Source organism: Marinomonas foliarum (assembly GCF_016906065.1).
Taxonomy (GTDB): Bacteria; Pseudomonadota; Gammaproteobacteria; order Pseudomonadales; family Marinomonadaceae; genus Marinomonas; species Marinomonas foliarum.
Window position 1 is genome coordinate 1,047,122 of sequence record NZ_CP070273.1, and the last position, 18,885, is coordinate 1,066,006.

At 42.8% G+C, this 18,885-nt stretch carries 11 protein-coding genes; all 11 read right to left on the reverse strand.

Annotated features, from left to right (window positions below):
* Window positions 1-34: 34 nt before the first annotated feature.
* The 11 genes from JSY38_RS04875 to tssH all read right to left on the reverse strand — a co-directional run bounded on the left by JSY38_RS04875 (window position 35) and on the right by tssH (window position 18,833).
* A complete protein-coding gene (locus tag JSY38_RS04875; protein WP_205115575.1) occupies window positions 35-988 on the reverse strand; it encodes a hypothetical protein in 954 nt (317 codons plus the stop codon).
* A complete protein-coding gene (locus JSY38_RS04880) occupies window positions 985-4,365 on the reverse strand; it encodes a LysM peptidoglycan-binding domain-containing protein (protein ID WP_205115577.1) in 3,381 nt (1,126 codons plus the stop codon). The genes JSY38_RS04875 and JSY38_RS04880 overlap by 4 nt, the downstream gene beginning before the upstream one ends.
* Entirely contained in the window at window positions 4,362-5,288 is a 927-nt protein-coding gene (locus tag JSY38_RS04885) for a DUF4123 domain-containing protein (RefSeq protein ID WP_205115579.1), read from the reverse strand. The genes JSY38_RS04880 and JSY38_RS04885 overlap by 4 nt, the downstream gene beginning before the upstream one ends.
* Window positions 5,285-7,399, reverse strand: coding sequence for a type VI secretion system Vgr family protein (locus tag JSY38_RS04890; RefSeq protein WP_205115583.1), 2,115 nt, complete (start codon window positions 7,397-7,399; stop codon window positions 5,285-5,287). The genes JSY38_RS04885 and JSY38_RS04890 overlap by 4 nt, the downstream gene beginning before the upstream one ends.
* 194 nt (window positions 7,400-7,593) lie before the next feature.
* On the reverse strand, window positions 7,594-8,112 hold the full coding sequence (locus JSY38_RS04895) for an Hcp family type VI secretion system effector (RefSeq protein WP_205115585.1): 519 nt from the start codon (window positions 8,110-8,112) through the stop codon (window positions 7,594-7,596).
* A 214-nt stretch (window positions 8,113-8,326) separates the two neighbouring features.
* Window positions 8,327-9,004 carry a type VI secretion system ImpA family N-terminal domain-containing protein gene (locus JSY38_RS04900; protein WP_205115589.1) on the reverse strand — a complete coding sequence of 226 codons (678 nt, stop codon included), beginning with the start codon at window positions 9,002-9,004 and terminating at the stop codon, window positions 8,327-8,329.
* A gap of 49 nt (window positions 9,005-9,053) precedes the next feature.
* Window positions 9,054-12,602 carry a type VI secretion system membrane subunit TssM gene (gene tssM, locus JSY38_RS04905; protein ID WP_205115593.1) on the reverse strand — a complete coding sequence of 1,183 codons (3,549 nt, stop codon included), beginning with the start codon at window positions 12,600-12,602 and terminating at the stop codon, window positions 9,054-9,056.
* Window positions 12,603-12,619: 17 nt separating this feature from the next.
* Window positions 12,620-14,029, reverse strand: coding sequence for a type VI secretion system protein TssA (gene tssA / locus JSY38_RS04910; RefSeq protein ID WP_205115597.1), 1,410 nt, complete (start codon window positions 14,027-14,029; stop codon window positions 12,620-12,622).
* A 10-nt stretch (window positions 14,030-14,039) separates the two neighbouring features.
* The gene (vasI, locus tag JSY38_RS04915; RefSeq protein ID WP_205115599.1) at window positions 14,040-14,666 is read right to left on the reverse strand and encodes a type VI secretion system-associated protein VasI; all 627 of its coding nucleotides are present in this window, start codon (window positions 14,664-14,666) and stop codon (window positions 14,040-14,042) included.
* Complete coding sequence (locus JSY38_RS04920; protein WP_205115600.1) at window positions 14,659-16,209, reverse strand: sigma-54 interaction domain-containing protein; 1,551 nt, start codon at window positions 16,207-16,209, stop codon at window positions 14,659-14,661. The genes vasI and JSY38_RS04920 overlap by 8 nt, the downstream gene beginning before the upstream one ends.
* 2 nt (window positions 16,210-16,211) lie before the next feature.
* Entirely contained in the window at window positions 16,212-18,833 is a 2,622-nt protein-coding gene (tssH, locus tag JSY38_RS04925; protein ID WP_205115601.1) for a type VI secretion system ATPase TssH, read from the reverse strand.
* Between the last annotated feature and the right edge of the window lie 52 nt (window positions 18,834-18,885).

Sequence of the window (18,885 nt, forward strand, 5' to 3'; positions counted from 1 at the left end):
GCTGACTTTTTGTATCAATCAACGCACAATAGGCCTAATGCCAGTCGCACCGCTCGCCCGTCCATTCATGGACTTCTTTTGGCCACCGCTCTTTAAAAGGGCTTAAAAGGGCCATTTTTTCAGGTTTAAACAAAAATGCAAAAGGAATAATGATAATAAAAAAGCAAATAGCTTTGATATAACCCATGCTTTCCGCTCTCTCAGTGTTAAATCTAGGTGTTCTGGATTTTTTGCTCATTTCTATATAGAAAGGCGTGTCCCCAGTCATATAGCGGCGTACGTACTCCCAGTAACCGTAGAGGGGAATATGATGATCCATATTATGAAACATGTTCAATGGTACATGCTTTTGTCCGGTAAGGTCCTTGTTTACCGCGTGTTTCGGGTTAAGCCATAGGGTCAGTTGATAACCATCTTGCTGACCTTTAAGCCCTATATTACGATTATCAACACGAATGGATAGCTCGCATTCGTCCCATGGGATGCGATATAACACTTTTTTGTGCCACACATACACTTCTTGATTCGCTTTATGAAAGCGCACGGGAGTATGCAGAGTACGAAATAAACAAATGAGCGCTCCGATACCAAAAAAAGCGTAGCCGCTGTAAATGCTGATATCGCGAATTAGCTCGTCTTGTATAGCCGACAACACAAAAAACTCAAACGACCACCAAACCAACATGCCAATAATACCCATGATGTAAAAGCCTTCGCCTCGATTCGCCACCGAGTTAACCCGCATATCCAAATAGCCTTCATGTCCGCCTGCAGAAGACCCCTTAAATACTTCTTCCATGTTCTCTGCCCCTTTATTTTTATAGACAAGAGGTATTTTTTTATTCTCCGGTTGTACAGGCTCATGAATTAATGATTCACCTTTCGGATAATGTGCAATGGCGTGTTCCGTTCTTTTAAAGTGAGGAGTAAAACCCATGTCTTTGGGTCCCACCCAAAGGTTGGCGCTCACTTGCTTTATCTTACTCATAGGGCGGCCTGCTCCAAATAAAAGTCTTCTATTTCTGTTTGGTTACGCCAAAATGATAAGGCAAACTTATTATCGTCTATGGTGATTTTAGGGTATTTTAAATTAATAGGGATACCTGCTGGCTGTTTGTATTCTAACGACAAGTTGTATTTCATATAATTCATGCCTTTTGTAGCATTATTTCTGCTCGCCTGTCCGGTTTGGATTCTTTTCTCCCGATGGGATGTCAGGGTACGCTCGTCGATCTCTAAAGTTAGTAAGCCTGTGTTATTTTCTATGGTGAGGCCGCCCTTTAGATTATTCATCTGCCAGCGATTGTCTTCACTATTGCTGGCTAATAACACGCCGTCTGGTGTGTAACTACTGTCGCCACTGATTGCAAAGGTCACGTCGCTCTTACCTTTCACAAAATTTGGTAACTCTATTTTAATGGTAAACACACTAAGCGCCCCCACTTTGGTTTGTTCAACCACTTGTGCAACCGGTTTATAGAGATAGTCACAAAATGCTCGCAGCTCACGCCCCATCATTTTTACTATTTTTTTCTGTTCTTCTTCAGATGCATCACCATTAAATAATTGACTTCTATCTTCCCATGAACTGATTTTCTCTTGGTACTTGTAGTCACTTTTTCCCCAATAGGACGACTTCAACAGCAATTTCGCTTGATCATCTGCCACCATGCCACGCCAAAAATCCAGAGCAATGGCCAAAATACCTAATACCGTGGCCAGCACAATTAATACAGGCCCACTAAACAAGAACCCGACAATAAAAAAGAATGCGGAACCGGCATTGGCCACCACGGATAAAGCGGATAAAGTCACAGTCTTGGTATTTTGTTTGCCCACGTCGTCCCAAAGTTTCACACTGCTGGAGAAGGTCGCTACCAGAGCCCCAAGCACTGGCAGAGCCCGAAAGGCGCCGTTAACAAGCTTACCAGCCTTAGAACCTACTCTTTCGTACAATTCCATTTGTTTTGCTGCATCAATATCAAGTAGGTCAAACGGTCTAACTTTCTGTAACAAGGCGGTGGTTTTATTCCCTACCGCCATTGCGCCTGTGGTTTTCATATAGCCAGTAAAGCTTTGCCCCGCAAAAGATTTACTAAAGACTTTATCAACCAAGGCCATCGAAGCGGTACTCAAGCCAAACAGTGCCGAATAAAAATCCGCTTTCGCTTTAAAAGAGGTGTCTTGTTCCATGGCATCATAGAGTTTGATGGTATTAAACAGCTGAGCGAAGGCAAAAATACCGACCAACTTAGTTTGCCTAGCAGACGAAAATATTTTGTCACTTTTCGCATAAACCATTTTCAAATTGTTACTATTTTTGCCATACAATTCCAGTGCGTTCATGTGTTTAGCTAAAAAGCGTGGATATTTTGCTTGATCGCGAATAAAAGGGTCACCTGGCGCACCGGCTTGTTCTAAATCAATCAGGTTAACCATTTTTGTGCTCGATCGGACGACAGAGCGAGCCTCTTCTCTAAGCGCCTGATTAAAGGTGACCGCTGAAACGGCGGCATAAGAAGCTTTTAAATCGAACGCAACATCATCCAATTTAGCGGTTACCGTAGCGAATTGCATACCATAACGTCGACTCATATTGTCGAAAGTCTTTTTCCATAAGGCTTGACCTTCTGGTGTTGTCGTCCCCATTTTCACCAGATGGGCAGAGATAGTATCTAATAGCACCTCAGTCGGAGGTGTCGCTCTCATTTTAAACATTAATGCTTCATGGGCTTTCTCTATTTCTGTGCGTACAGAGCCCACTAAGCCATTCATCGCTTTCAACCATTTAGAGCCTGTAAGCACCGCAGTGCCAAACCCCATCGTAATAAAATAGTGGGCACCCACACCGTTTATTGTTGCCCTCGTATCCTCTTCGCTCAACTGTGTCGATAATGAATCGACCCATTCAGCAACAATTGCCACGCCTTTGTCGAAGGCGTTTATATTATTTAATGACGATGCGACTAACGTTTCTTTTAGTTGAAGTTGCTTTTCGTCCGCATCATCTAACCATGTTAATGCTAAATCAAGTGAGCCTTTACTATCTTTAATCCAACTAACCCAATCTTCAGCTAGACCTTCTAGTATTTCTTTCTGTTCTTTAGCTGCGTTTGGTTGTTTGTCTAACAATGCGTCCATTTTGTCTTTATGAATAAGCTCCTCTAGCTCAGACTTTTTTTCTTGCGCATTTTTCTCAGCTTGAGCGGCGACATCCTTTTTATAGTCATTTAAGTATTGTTGAAATGACTCTTCATGCTCTACTCGCTTTTCCTCAAATATTCTGTTTTTTTTCTCATCGGAAAATCGCGATACGATGAGGGACTGAGTCAACTCAGGCGGAGGGAAGGTTCCAAACAATACTCGTAATCGACCTTCATCCATTTCTGTCGCTTTATTAGCTTTGTTCGCTTCTCTATTAATAAGAGCCCGAGTCAACTTCGCCATCTGGAACGGATGCTGAACAGTCGCCATATTGGATATAACCATTTCGTAGGCGATAGAGAATTCACGACATAAATCGGTGGTGATGCCAATAGCATCCACAAGGCAAACCCCATAGTTATTGTCTGGGGTGGCGCTTTGGTAGTCACCGATAAAAGTATTCTCATCGGTACTGGTTTCAAGAGGGCTGGCGCTCCACTCAAGTAAGCTGGTGACATTGGGAGTCAATTCGGCAAGGTATTTTTTGACACCGAATAGAGGAAAGGTATCCTCTTGTTGATCTTTGGCGGCCTTGGCAAAATCTATCATTTGCCCAGCCTTTTCGATCAAGTCTGGATTGGCTTGTAATAAATCGACCCGCGCTTGGGTGAGTGGCGACTGGGTCAGCCACATGATGACTTTACTGCCTTTAGGCTGTTTGAGTAACGGCAAGGCCGCTTTAACGTCTTGGCTAGGCTCACCAAATAGGCATTCGCCTTGTCCTTTGCCGTCTGCGTAGACCACTTGCAGCAGATACTTTTCTTCTGGATGGTAGAGATACACCACCTGATCGGATAACTGACGTGTAATATATTTGTGTTGGGTTAAAGCTGGCAAGTTGGAGTTAAGAGTTAAGTCTTCAGCTAAATTAATCTCACTGTCATCTTCAGCGACCGCATAACGTAATGGTTTGATGGTCAACCATTCAGCTTGTAAAGGGCACTCTTCCACTGCACCGTCAGTTTTTGAAGTGCTTTCTGCGTTGGCTGCTTGTGTTGCTGGATCTTCGATTTTTTCAGGAATAGACAGTTGATCGCCCACTTTTATATCACTGGCGTCGCTGATAGATTGGTTGGCCGCTAATAATTTTTTCTGTGAAATACCATTAGCTTTAGCAATGGCTGAAATAGTGTCGCCCGCTTCTATGATGTAGTTTTTCATGCCGTCACTTCCTTATTATTTCGCTGTTCCAACTCAAATTCTAATGCTTGTAAGTTGGCTTCCTGCAACCTATCTTCAATCGGTTGTAATTTGTCTTCTAAGATGACAACAATGTCTTTATGAGCGCTTTCAGAATGCCAAATATCCCCTAGTCGACAGAGAATATTCATGTAACAAGTGGCGTCCTTTTGTGTCACTTGCTCTAGGGATTCCAGCTTTTTTAATTGCTCTATGACATGTTGCAGTTTGCTGTCTTTATCATGCCAATAATCAGGAAAATGCTTGTCCACATGTTGAGTAAGTCTATAGGCCGATGCGTATCGCTTTGCGTCGGTTAAACCTTGCCATTCAGGGTCTGTAAATTGTGTATGCTCAAGCGGTACAGCATCGGATACCTCGGGACGCTCTGCATAGAAATAATGATGATCTACGTAATCTGGCAACCAAATTTTGCTCATAGGGCCTAGCCAAGCAACTTGTCTTGCTTCTTCTGTCGTCTTTAGCAAATGATACAAAGCAATGGGGTCATATAAGCGACTCAAAGAGCCTTCTAGCCCGATGTGCTGACAATGTATTAATGTATGCCAGTGCTCAACCAGCTCCTCCAAAGAAGCATCAGACTCAAACACTAAACCAAAACGCCATGGGGCTTTCTGCTGCGCCCAAGCTTCGATATCTGGATGATAACTTACCAACATAGGTGCCACGTCCAGCACTTCTTTCCATTTGGTATTAACAAACAAGTTACGGAACTCAGCGCCTTCGTGATGATTCACAAATTGATTGATTAAGATCTGCTGTGCATCCTCCACGATTAAGGCGCCATCAATAATCATCCATTTATGTTTATAGTCTGTTGAAGCAGATTCTCCAGGCTCAAGTACTGAACTATCGATTCTGTCTGTTGGCCTAAATAACGTCATTCTGCTGCCTCTTCACAAGCTTGACAAATAGGCGTGCCTTGCTGTGCGGCGGCGAGTATGGCTTGTTTTTGCTGTGCAGCAACAACTGAAGACGATGATTCTGGCACTGTAATAGGAGCTGGCGCTTCATTCCCTTCTGGCGCTTCCAAGTTTGCGTCGTATTCAGGTGAAACCACGCTAAGCGGTAGCTCTGGTAATACGCCACTAAAACCACTGCCAGAACCAGCGCCACCACCCGAGTTCAGGTTGATCGCTGAACCGACTAGGTGAACACCAGATCCGTCTATTTTTAGAAAGCTTCCCCCTGCCATTAAGGTGAGTTCAGCACCTGCGTTAACAACCAATTTCACACCGCTGTTTAAATGTATTTCGTTCCCCGCATCCAGTACGGCTTTTGCTCCGACTTTCTGCTGTAAGCTGCCATCGATGGTGATTGTTTGGTCTTTGCCAATCTTGTGGCGACTTTCGCCATGGATGGAGAGGTGGTCGTTGTTGTTCAGTTGTGTAAAGCGATCGTTGTCGATTTGTCTGTGTTGGTCGTGGCCGATGTGGGTAATGCTGTCGTTGAGGACATCGGTTTCCATATCTTTTTGCGCATGGACATAGACTTTTTCGTTGTCTACTTGGTCTTCGAATGAGATCTCGTTGAAGCCTTCCCCTTGGTGGGTGTCGCTGCGCCAGACGGTTTTGGTTTTATTGTCCGGTAGAAGGTATGGCGGGGTGTTTTTGGCGTTGAACGTCCGTCCGGTAACAATCGGTTGGTCTGGGTCGCTGTTTAAAAAGCTAACAATGACTTCGCTGCCGATTCGTGGGATGGCCATCATGCCATGTTGATTGCTTGCCCAACCTTGGGAGACGCGCACCCAGCAGGAGCTGTGATCGTTGGCTTCGCTGTATCTATCCCATGGGAAGTGCAGTTTCACTCGACCGTATTCGTCACAGAAGATCTCCTCACCCTCTGGGCCAACAACCGTGGCCATCATAGGGCCATCGACACTGGGCTTGGGTTGCGGTGTCGCTTGCCAGTTGGTGGTAGCAGGTATGAAGGTAAAGCAATTGTTGTAGGTGGTGCTGCCCGATTGGCCTTCTTCTTCCAAGACTTGCGGTTGGGTGCCGTGGTGTTCGACAGAGACCGGCAGCCACTCTTGGTTGATGGTGTCTTCGTTGTGCCCTTCGATGGTGATTTTCATGCCCGCTTGAATGCCTGCATGGTTGCTTTTTCCCATTAGGGTGCGAGCACTGCGGCGTAGGTATTCCAAGCGAATACGAGAAAAGGCTTTGCCGGTCACATCGTCCTTGAAGCGCCCTGGCGCATCGAAGTGTTCGTAATTGGGCAGCTGGTAATCCATGTTCTCGCCATCTTGCTGTTGCAAGAAACGGTAATCGGGCTTTTTGAAGCTGTAGTCTTTCAGCGTGCTTTGGCTTGGTAAGCTTTGAGTGTGGTGCGTTAACGTCGAGATATAAAGATCGTCTGAGCCACCACCGGCCAAGACGTTGTACGGTATGTTCGTTGGGTACTTAGGTAAAAACTGGCTTTGATCCGCAAAGTGCAGAAGGTGTTTGCCTTCTTCGTGGGTGAAGTAATAGACCCAGCCTTCTTCGGCTGCTAGTCGGTGTAAAAAGTCTAAGTCGGTCTCACGGTATTGAACACAAAACTCGCGCTCTAGGGGCGTTCTTTGAGTGGTAAAAAGGTGCTCCGTGATGCCCATCTCATCCAGTAGTTGGGTGATGATGGCTTGGGCGGTTTGCTTTTGGAAGATACGGCTGTTGTGACGTAAAGACAAACGTTCTAAGGCGGGAACGAGGGTTAAACCGTAGTAGGTAAAATTATGACCGGTGTCGCCTTTTTCAAACTGACGCACAATGCCGTGCACTCGCTGAACCAGCTCGCCATTGCGGAACAGGCGTAGCTCGGCGTTTTTATCGACGATGGTATCAGCAGACAGATCCGATTGACGGCTGGCAAGAGACAATTGATAACGGAAGCCATAACAAGGCGCACCGTCTTTTAGCAGAGAATCGGAGATCGATTCATGCCCTTGATATTCTCGAACGACGAGGGTGTTTTCTTCCAATCCGTCGAGTGCCAATGTAAACGTCAATGTAGCCATACCAGTTTCCTTTGTTATGACGGTCTATCCAATTCGTAGAATACAAGTCGTAAAACCCAAATCTTAAACAGTCCATTATTCACGTTCGGAACAGATCATCTACCCCGAAGACAGTGATAATTGCGCAAGAATTGTGAACCATTAATACGCAAAAAGGCCGCCTGAGTGAACAGGCGGCCCGTACCAATACCCGCTTACGCTTCGATTGGTTTACTCCAGTCATCAGAACCTGATGTACCAGAGTTGATGTGATCCCAATTGATCTTGCGGTAAGCCAAAGATACTGTCACGTTTTGTGTGAAGTTGCCCATTGCTGGATCTTGGCAGTGTGGCATTTCGCACTGAATGTCTACGATTACCGCGCCTTCCAAAGAAGTCACGAAGAAGTTTTCTTGCTTGCCTTCCGCTGACGTGCGGTACCATTTCAATTCCACTTTTGGCAATTTTTCGCCAGAAGACAAGGCGTTGTAAAGCAATGGAACCGCTTTGTTCAAGGCTACGGTGAATTTGAATGGCTTGTGAACGCGCTGACCTGATGGGTTGCCAGACTGTGGGTTCGTTGGAACCGTCACGTTGTGGTCAAACTTTTGAACCAGCATTTCGTCGTCATGGCCTTCCAAGCCCACGTCACCGATAGAATCGACAGACATAGCACCCGCTGTGATAAGACCCTGAGATTCACCTTCGAGAGAGATATAACATGGCGTTGGCATAGTAACATTCCTTATAAAAAATAATTAAAACGTGCTCTTAAACACTCGCCTAAGAAGAGCAAGATGGATGCCAACCAAAAATAGTCAATATTTTCATACACTTAGTGAAAACCAAAACCACCAACGAGCAAGACTTTGCTTAGGCTTGGGCAAAAAACCGCTCGGCGAGCAAGAGTTTGCTTATTTAGAAAAGCAGACTTCTACTCGCCCTAGCTCACTTCGGCAAATACGTCATTACCACAAAAGTAAACGCAACACTTATCAGGCTCGCTGCAACCACTAATACGGTATCATTCCATGAAAATTTTGACAGTTCTTCCACCACTCGCTCTTGCACTTTTTCGCTACGGTGGTAACGCATCTCAAGACGCTCAATCTGCTTAAGAAGCTCCAACGCGACATCTTCAAAGCAACCTTCATTCGCTTCGTTCTGACTCCCCAAGACATCATCTAAAACCTGACATTCACGCTCGCAACGATACAAATCCCGAAGTGAATCATAATTCGGCTGCAGCACACCAATATCTTTTATGATTTGATTTTTAATCCAATCAACTAAGCCTCTATTTAGCTTACCCTGCTTTAAATCGCTGGTATCTTGGTTTAATAACGCCGAGTTAATTAACGCTAAGCCATTAGCAAGACCGCTGAAACCTCGTGTTTTAAACGCCGCTACCGTGAAGTAACTGGCGATAATTAAGTCTATACCTACGGTTTCAGCCAATGACTCCGCATCAGTGTAAACACTTTCCCAGTCAAAGTTACTTTGAGGTAAAGCAGCCCTTCTATTAATCCTATCTTTTATAGTGCAGTACAGTTCTTCATCTCGAATCTGGCTAGAATCAGACTCTAAATAAACGCGTTTATTTTCAATATAAATTACATTTTTCATGTGGTCATAATGGTAGATGTAGGGAGGAGGCAAAGCCCCCCTCTACTAATTAATACAAGGTTTCAGACAGCTCGAAATTTTTAAATAAGCGCTGAGTAAACGGATTAGATGTGGTTGCATTGATTTTGACTTCCATATCGCCATCATCAACCGTAAATTGATAAGTCACACTAGAGTCACTAGCACCAACCACTTTAGCAATGTCCAGTAGACGATAAAGCGCCCATGGACCTTCGGTTGAGATGCTACGAGGCGACTCATTCGCCTCAGTTGGTACTAGGGTCACTTTAGAGGTCGTATTATCTCTAAGCGTATTTGGCCAAATAACTTCTACATTATTTCTTGGCCCATGGCTGTAGGATAAATATTGACCATCGATATTCAACACACCTCTTCGTTTGTTAGCCGTTAATCGAATAGGCTCAACCCCAAAACTAACATCCAATATGCCTTTTCTATTGAAGAAAGCATCTTGAATTAACTTCGCCTTTTCAAGCTGATTCAATACATCCTCTCGAATGAGTGATTTACCTTGATGACCGCCACTGATGTTTGAATTTTCATCGATAAACATTTTTAGCTGATCGTTATAAAATCGATCTAGCGTGCCATCTGGGGCAAAGAAGGCTTCAAAATCTTGCAATGAAACATCACGACTAGAGCTTGGATCAAATGGATAACGTCCAGCAAATTTTTGCTCATAGACTTTATAGATATCGTCGTGCCATCTCACTTCCAAATAATGTATTGCTTCTTGCTTAATGACGTACCAGCTTTCATCTGCAAGCTTGGTCATCATAGAATCCAATGGTTTTGGAAGCCCTGTTGCTACCCTAGAAAGGGTGTAAATTGGATCAACACTATTCAGCGATACTCGAGATTTTGTTGTTTCTAGTGCCGCACGCCCCATATCTGGTGCATCCTGGATTGCGGTGAGATAACTTCTTAACTGTTCGATTGATAACAATAGTTCATCAATGTAGGCTGGCTGATCATCGTTAGACTCTACAATGCTATTAAGCCCTGCAAACGGAGCATTCAGTCTAGATGCAAGATTATAACTGGTACTTTTCAGCATCTCTTCACGAACTTCACCATTTTCCGGTATTTCAGGGAACAGCTTCGTATTATCTCTTAGGGTTGTGAGTAACCGCTGCAAAGGTTTCCCGTTGCCCGTTAAATTATCCAAAACATCGACAGCTTCACTGATGTTTGAGAAATTCTTAATATCAATTTCGTTTAAAACGCTGCGCCACGTATTTGTGTAATCAGAAACATAGGAATCTCTAATTTTTTCCTTCAATGCCTGTTTATCAGCTTTACTAAATTGCGCGGTGTCATTTTGCCCTAATACCCAGCTATCAATCAGAGCTAAGTCGGACACAGATTCAGACTGGGGCAGAAAGTAGTTTTTAAACCCTTCTTTAGAAAGCACTTTAGGCACATTCAGCTTATCACTGCCCATTTCTCTTTCAGCAAATACTAAGTTAAACGCAGGTCCAACCAAGGTTCGAACATTTATATCTGCTCCTAACGCTGTTTGCGCAGACTGCTTTAAGTTTCTGTAAACACGCTGATCGATGGCTAAAGAGCCTAGCCCTTCCTGTGTTTGCGCGATTAGTTTGTCGTAAGGACGTAATACTTTATCAGCATTTTCATCCCCAGCCAGGCGAGCTGCATAAAGGTCCGTATGCTGTAGTGCATATTCTAAATGCTGTAAAAGTTTATCTTGAATGGATTTATTTCCAGAAAATTTAACCTGCCATTTTCGTGAAAAATAATTCAATACAAACTCATCATAACGGCCGTTTTTATCGACTAGCATTCGATAGACTCTCAGTATGGAGAGCTTATTTTCATCCGTTTCTGCATTTTTAAGGTCTGCCACTAACTCCACCATTAACGATGGTAGGTAGCGGTATTCGAGAAGGTTTAAGTAGGTCATCTCTACTTGAGGACCAATGGCATGACCTTGATACAAACCTAAATCTGAAATGTACCTCGGTTTGTCCCTGAAAAAGCCAAACTCTAATGTCGCATCACGGATGGTATTCAAAGGCGGTAATATTTCATTTTGCGAAACCAAATCCATATCTGAAGGGTATTCTTCCATATATAGATTTACTTTGTTCAATACCGCGTCGGCTTGTTCTACGTTTTTCAAATAATAGCGATGCCATGAGCCAATAAGAATCAAAGAAATAATGGAACAGGAAACAGTGCTCAACACCATAATGCGTTTTTTCTGTTTACTTACCCGGAAGTTATCTGAAGCAAGCCCAGCTTCTGGATAAATAATGTTATTAAACAGGTTCTTAGTGAAATACATGGTTGAGTTTTTGGCATTTTGAGCGCTATTGATTGCATGCGTCAGGCCGTAACGCCTGGATGAGGCATCATCAAATGCATTGGTTGGAACACCTTGTTGATAAACAGAGGTAAAGTACACTCCTCGAACCAATGCTGAAGTGGAGAACTGATCACTGCTTAATGCATCTTGGAAAAATATAGACAATATGTCTTTTAGTCCGCTTATTTGTCTAGTGAAGCTGTAAACGGCATTACGATCTTCGTCACTCATATGTTTTGAAACAATATGAGGTAAAATGGCATTAACACGTTTGATAAACTCTTCGTATTCCGAATCAAACTCAGTCATCCAGCTATCGTGGTTATCAACAGAGGTAAGCGAGAAAGTGAAACCTAGTACTTCCTCTCTTTGCTCTTTCGTATAATTTTTGAAGAAGGGTTCAAAACCATAAAGCAAATCAAGCTTGGTCAAGGTCACATATACTGGCAAGCGAGTAGATAAAGTTTCCATAAGCTCACGGATTCGTGATCTTAAAATAGTAGCAAACGCCTTTCTTTCATAGATAGTAGAGGTCGCTAGTTTCGACACATCCAAAGCCAAAACAATACCATTAAGTGGACGACGGCTACGCGTTCGTTCAAGCCAATTTATGAAATGTTCCCATAAACGCTTTTCCATAATGCCATCACTGGATGGATCAGAGACATTCTTTCCCTGTGTTAGCAATTCACCGTCGGGATCAATCAGAACAGAGGTATCACCAACCCACCAATCAAAAGAGTAAGCGTTCTTACTTCCCTCACCAGATGATTTTAAAATAGATGAGAAGGTAAAATCCTGCCCAGATCGGTTAATAAGGCTGGTTTTGCCTGCATTTTCCAGCCCCATGACAAGGTACCAAGGCAAAGCATAAAGATAATTACGCTTATTAAGGCTATCTTCCATGTTAACCATTACCTTGTTTAATTCTGCTTCTTGGTTCTCTTCTGCTGCTTTAATAGGGTCTTCTCTAAGCGCTTCTTCTCGCTGCAATTCGGCTTGATAAGCATTGAGTTTACGCCATTGAAATAAGCCCCAAGCTGCAAGACAAACTAACGAAAATATAATCATGGTCAATAAACGCGAACTAACAGAAGCTAGAGGGGCTTCTTCGTTTATTATCAACCATGGTCCAGTCAACCAGATAGCAACATTTACTAGAATTACTATGAGTAAAGTTAAAAACGGCAGCGCCGCCACTAGGCTGGGCACTAATTTCTTTAATAGGCCAACTAAAGATTTGAACATGAACGACTATCCTTGGTTTATTTGACTGTAATATGTTTCTTTACTCGTTTGAGTAAAGAGGGTTCCCATTCAGATACTGACATTGACTGAACTTGCGTGTGTAACTGTTGGAACTGCTGCTGGGCTAGGTCATTTAATTTATTTTCTTCCAATAACTCCGTAGAAATGAGCCGCCAATAATAATTATCCCTAGGCTCCACAGCCTTGCTAATCCCTTCGTTGATCATGGATAAAGCAGCACCGATTCCCTCCTTGCCAACTAAATCAACAGCTATTTGCTTTCTCTCTGCCCAGCTGTCACCAGCGGGATTCGCTACTCCCAAATCGACTTCATCAACTTGCTCTAACCAAGTCTGGCAAGCGCTAGAAATGAACTCCTCACCATCTTTAAAAGTAAAATCATATAATTGAGGAAACCGCTGAAGAAACCGCTGTGTTTCAACTAAAATTGCTTTAGAGCTCTCCATGAAACCTAATTTTTCTGCAATTTGAGAGCTTAAAAACTGACCATCAAACCAATAAGGCGCAACAGTAAGCGTTGCTTCAACTCGCTTCCATAGGGCAAGGTCTGCATTGCCTAACAAGCTCCAATATTCTTTCACGCGCTCTTGTGGCAAAGCACTTATCAAGGTTTGCTTATTTACGTTATCCGGCATTGTTGTAATGGAGGACCAAACAGCATACCTACGGATACGTATAGCTAATTCAATGCTACTTTCATTTTCAGAAAGAAAATCGGCTACTTTTAGGAGAGTTTGCTTAGTACTTTTTGCTGAGCTGTAATCAACTTCAATAGCCGGCTTAGATGACACCACTTCTACTTGTTTCGAGTCTGCCTGTGATTGCGTCTTCTTTTCCGTCTCTAAGCGTTTCTTTTCAGAGTTTTGTAGTTTTCTATTAATAACTTCAATGACTGTCGCTACATTTTCTGAATCAAACTCTTTCTCCTTAACAACGTCATGCCAAAACGCATTGGCTACACTTAGGGTTTCTCTTTCTGCTGAATTGAAGTTAGTAAAATCCAACTTATCTAGGGCAAGACCAAAACGCTGAATAATTTGACCAAGATACTTACGTCTAGGTAAATTCCCTTTCTTTCCAGCAAAAGGAAAACATACCTCCCAGTATTCGGACATAAAATCGGCTAAAACGAAAATGGATAAGGCTAAACTATCAGGGGTATTTTTATTATGTAAACATTGAAAAAAATACGTCAGTAGTTTTAGGTCCTTAGTTTTCTTGCTAAGTAATTCAATTAATGATTCTTCTGCCTTACCCCACTGAACAGAACCATGAGATAAAGAACCAACCTTCATCATTTGATCATCAACAAACTCATAAAGCGGATCATGAACAGCATTTTCTCCGACAGGGTGCTCTAAAGATATAGGCTCACGAATCGCTGCTCGAACAACATTAATATCCATGCTCAAATCCTTACCAGCCACACTGTTTTCGTAGTGGTTTTATGGTGTCATTTAGCTTACTAGTATCAAATTGAAGCCCGTCTATAGATGGATTATTGGAACGAACAACTAAACTAGGAGACGATAGAATTGTTTTCATTTGGTTAATAGCAATAAAGCCTCGCCCTGATGCAATCAAAAAACCGGTGTCATCACTGCGCCACAATTGAGCAGAAGAATCGTCAAACGCTATATTCACTCGACCGTCTTCTAGCTCATCAGGTAACGCCATTTCTAGCCGACTAATGCCACTGATACAACTGAATACCAATGCCGGAAATAAGTCTTCACTGTCTTTATTTAAAGCAGGAGTTGTGATCCATTTATCATTACCATCTAGGGTTAACATAGGATCATTATTACCAACACGAGCCATCTCACTCGCTTTCGCTCGTAACCAAGCATCCGGTTTATCACTGACAACAGGTATATGAGCTGGTGTTGAAAAGACCTTATCAAAGCAAGTTAATCTAGCAAAATTCATCACCTCTTCAGTACAACGTGACGCTTTATCCAACAATTCATTGTCATTATTGTTTGCGAAAGCCTGGGTCGATACTTGCCAAAAAACAACAAGTAAAAGCAAATATCTAATCATTAATGGATATCTCCAATTTCAAACACTTATCAGCCAAGGTTCTTTTGGGAATACCCAAACTCTCAGCTGTCCTTCCTCTATCACCATCAAACTCACGCAACCTAGAAGCAATAATGTTTGACTCATACTCTCTCACCGCGACTTTAAGATCACTAATACCCGACAACTCAACAACAGCTCGATTTTTAAGTTCAGGCTCAGCAAAGCCGCCAATTTCGTTATCTAATTTTATTTGAATATGAGCGAGCTCTATCTGCTCGCCGTCTTGGGTCTGAGCACCACCATATTCAACGAGGTGTTTCAATTCACGAACATTTCCGGGGAAGTCGTAATCCAGTAAGCGGTCTAATACTTTGTAATGAAGGCCTCGTACGCTGCATTTATGTTTTGCATTATATTGCTCAACAAAATGAGCACTGAGTCTCTCTATATCTGATGTTCGATCTTTTAATCGAGGCAAAGCGATCGGGTATTGATATAAGCGGTAGTACAAATCCTTGCGGAATTTATTGTTCAATACCTGCTCTTTTAAATTTAAATGGGTAGCAACGACCAATCTAAAATTAGAATCCAGCTCTTTTTCAGAGCCTACTGGACGATATTTATGGGACTCCAATACTCTTAGCAATTTAGCTTGCAGTGCTAGCGGCATGTCACCAATTTCATCAAGAAATAAGGTGCCACCATCAGCATCAGCTAATAGCCCTTTTTTACTTTTATCTGCGCCAGAAAAAGCCCCTTTGACGTAGCCAAACAGTTCGCTTTCCAGAAGATGCTCAGGAATAGCGGCACAGTTGATGGCGACAAAGTTTGCTTTACTGCGAGAAGACAAATCATGCACGGCACGTGAAACAAGCTCTTTGCCTGTGCCCGTCTCACCTTGGATCATCACAGAAAGACGAGAGGAAGCCGCAATGGCCACCTGCTCACGTAACGATTTCATCACCTCGCTCTGGCCTATTAAAACGTTAGCAAGACCATCCAATAGATGGCTTTTTAGCTTGCCTTGTTCCACTTCAATCAATGACTGTGACAGCAACTGTGATTTCCTTTTCTTTGCTTCCATATCATTCAAAAGTTGTAAATGATTTGCACAAACAGACAGCAAATCTAAAAAATTGTCATCGCTGTCCATGCCATGATTCGAGTAGCTGTCCGTCTTAAGCACCAAGATAGCCTGAAGCTGCCCATCTTTTGAAAGCATTGGCAAAATAACAACTTTCACAGTGTCATCAGTGCAGCCGATCAAATCACTAAAACCATCATTCGATAGCCAATAAAGCAATTCACTGTTCTGCAGCGCCATAGATTTGCCAGAATGAATAACATGGGCAAATGGGTTATCAAAATCAGAAACCGACCAATTCAATTGGCGACTGCTATTCATACAACATTCAACGAAGCGACCATCGGCAGAAGGCGTTAAAATATAAACCCCTCTGCAACCTAATTCGGCATCAAGCACTTGAGTGAATTTCGACAGCAGTTGAGTAGAGCTACGAATCACCACCAACTCAGCTGCCGACTTAAGCCAATTATTCATTGCTATTCGATCTCACCGACGAACTCTCCATCCTCTACTGTCATGTAGATTCGAGATACTGGCTGCTGCTCTGCCAATCGATTCAAAAGAGCTAACGAAATTGGTGGTAATACCTGACCTTCTATAATCGCTTCTAACATTCGAGCGCCATTTTCTGAACGCGTTGCACGATTCAAAATCTCTTGAACCAAGGTTGGATCGATCTCGACGTCTGCTGCGTAACGCTTATGCAACACACTTTCCAAGAAAGACAATTTTCCAAGCACAATTTTTTCTAGCACTTCTTTATTGAGTGGCAAATACGGCACAACTTCCATCCGAGCCAATAGAGCAGGCTTAAAGAATGGCACTAACTCAGGGTAAAGCTTGGATTCAATTTCTTTTGGTGTATCCACATTATCTACGATGGTTTGATAGCCAAGGTTCGACGTTAAGAAGAAGAGAATATTCTGACAGTCAATTAATCGACCTTCTCCATCCGCTAACTCACCTTTATCAAAGGCTTGATAAAATAAGTTCAACACTTCTGGGTGCGCTTTTTCTACTTCATCCAAAAGCACAACAGAATATGGCTTCTTACGAATTGCTTCTGTCAACACGCCGCCTTCACCAAAGCCCACATAACCTGGGGGAGAGCCAATCAGTCTAGAAACCGTGTGCTTCTCTTGGTATTCGGACATGTTAATAGTGGTTAAGAATTGCTTACCGCCGTACAGCTCTTCTGCCAACTGAATAACGGTTTCAGTTTTACCAACACCACTTGGGCCGACTAATAAGAACGCACCTTTTGGTCGGCCTGGTCGCCTAAGGTCTGCTCTTGAGGTCAACAAATGTCTATGAACACACTCAATGGCAACATCTTGACCCTTGATCTTGGCGCTTAAAATTTCTGGTAAATGCGTTATTTTATGCAGCTCATCGGAATTCATTTGATCGATCGGCACACCAGTCCAATCGGAAATTACTTCTGCAATTTGTTGTTCGTTAACTTCTGGATACATCAAGCGTTCATTACGAGGAATCAATTCAAGCTCCTGATAACTGTCAGCAAGCTGTTCACGAAGCTCATCAAGCTCTTCATCACTTAACACCTCATCTTCAGATACAGGGCTACGTAAAATAGACTGACGAAGATCGATAATTTTTTCGATTAGGGCTTTTTGAGTTAACCAATTGCTAAGCAGAGCCTCTTTTTCCGTTTCAGCTTGTTCCTCTAAATCGATCAGACTCTCTAGATAATCGTTATCTACAGGCTGTCCAATGGATGCTTGTCGATTCAGCATGTCAATTTCACGCTGGCGTGTGTGGCATTGATTATCTAACTGGCCCAAAATTTTAGGTGGAGTCGATATATTAATGGCAATACGAGCACAAGCTGTATCAAGAACATCAATGGCTTTATCAGGAAGCTGACGACCTGACAAATAACGAGCAGACAACTCAGAAGATGCTTTCAGAGCATCGTCATGGATGAGTACGCCATGCGCTTTTTCGTATACGTGGTGCAAACCACGCATAATATCAACAGATTGACTAACAGATGGCTCTTCCACTTTTACCAGCTGGAAACGTCTGGTTAATGCTGGATCTTTCTCAAAGTACTTCTTGTATTCTTTCCAGGTCGTTGCTGCAATCGTAGACAATTCACCACGGGCCAACGCAGGTTTTAACAAGTTAGCCGCATCACTGCCACCTTCTTGGTTTCCAGAGCCAATTAACGTGTGTGCTTCATCAATGAACAAAATAATAGGAACAGCAGAGGATTTGATTTCATCAATAATGCCTTTTAGGCGTTTCTCAAATTCGCCTTTAATGGATGCTCCCGCCTGCAGTAGACCTAAATCTAGTGAGTGAATTTCTACATTAGAAAGCTTATCCGGCACGTTCCCTGCAACAATTCTTAGTGCAAGCCCCTCAACAACCGCACTTTTACCAACACCTGCCTCACCCACTACGATTGGGTTATTCTTTCTACGACGGCAAAGAATATCGACCATAAGGTTCAACTCATCTTCACGACAAAGCACCGGATCAAGCTCATCGTTTTTAGCTTGTAACGTCACGTTGGTACAAAATTTCCCCAACGCAGAGTTACCCATTGCCGAAGACGACTGAGAAGATTTATCTTGGGAATCATGCACAGGATGCTCAGATTCTGATGATGTCTCTAACACAAAATCAAAATTCTTACGAATGGCTTCTTTATTGATATTTTCGAAAAGTGAAATCATCTCAAAAGAGTAATAACGATCTGGATGAATAAGGGAGGCAAGTAAAATAGCACCAGATCGTAATTCTGTTTGATTTAGCTCTGTTGAAGATAACAGCCAAGCTTCCTGCAAAAGCTCAACTAAAAGTGGGGAAAATGCTGGATAGGTATCAAGCGTTGTTGATCTTGGATAGCTTTTGGAGATAGCTGATTGAACATCATCTTTGCTTAACTTAACGTGCTCAAAAATAACACACACATCAGACATAGGGTTTTCAAGTAAAACGCTTAAAAAATGCTCTATACTGACTTCGTGGTGCTGTCGTTCGATGCATAATGCCGCAGCTTGTTCCAAAGCAAGTTTGCTCTGGGAGTTTAATTTAGAGATCAGTGTGGAAAGTTCAATTCTAATCACGTTATTCCCTTATTCCTTGTGATGATAATAATAAATAAAATATAAGGCGAAA

Excerpts from the sequence above, each read along its gene's own strand:
- JSY38_RS04885 (WP_205115579.1), bottom strand. The coding sequence starts at position 5,288 with ATGACGTTATTTAGGCCAACAGACAGAATCGATAGTTCAGTACTTGAG.
- tssM (WP_205115593.1), bottom strand. The coding sequence starts at position 12,602 with ATGTTCAAATCTTTAGTTGGCCTATTAAAGAAATTAGTGCCCAGCCTA.
- vasI (WP_205115599.1), bottom strand. The coding sequence starts at position 14,666 with ATGATTAGATATTTGCTTTTACTTGTTGTTTTTTGGCAAGTATCGACC.
- JSY38_RS04900 (WP_205115589.1), bottom strand. The coding sequence starts at position 9,004 with ATGAAAAATGTAATTTATATTGAAAATAAACGCGTTTATTTAGAGTCT.
- JSY38_RS04890 (WP_205115583.1), bottom strand. The coding sequence starts at position 7,399 with ATGGCTACATTGACGTTTACATTGGCACTCGACGGATTGGAAGAAAAC.
- tssA (WP_205115597.1), bottom strand. The coding sequence starts at position 14,029 with ATGGATATTAATGTTGTTCGAGCAGCGATTCGTGAGCCTATATCTTTA.
- JSY38_RS04920 (WP_205115600.1), bottom strand. The coding sequence starts at position 16,209 with ATGAATAATTGGCTTAAGTCGGCAGCTGAGTTGGTGGTGATTCGTAGC.
- JSY38_RS04895 (WP_205115585.1), bottom strand. The coding sequence starts at position 8,112 with ATGCCAACGCCATGTTATATCTCTCTCGAAGGTGAATCTCAGGGTCTT.
- JSY38_RS04875 (WP_205115575.1), bottom strand. The coding sequence starts at position 988 with ATGAGTAAGATAAAGCAAGTGAGCGCCAACCTTTGGGTGGGACCCAAA.
- JSY38_RS04880 (WP_205115577.1), bottom strand. The coding sequence starts at position 4,365 with ATGAAAAACTACATCATAGAAGCGGGCGACACTATTTCAGCCATTGCT.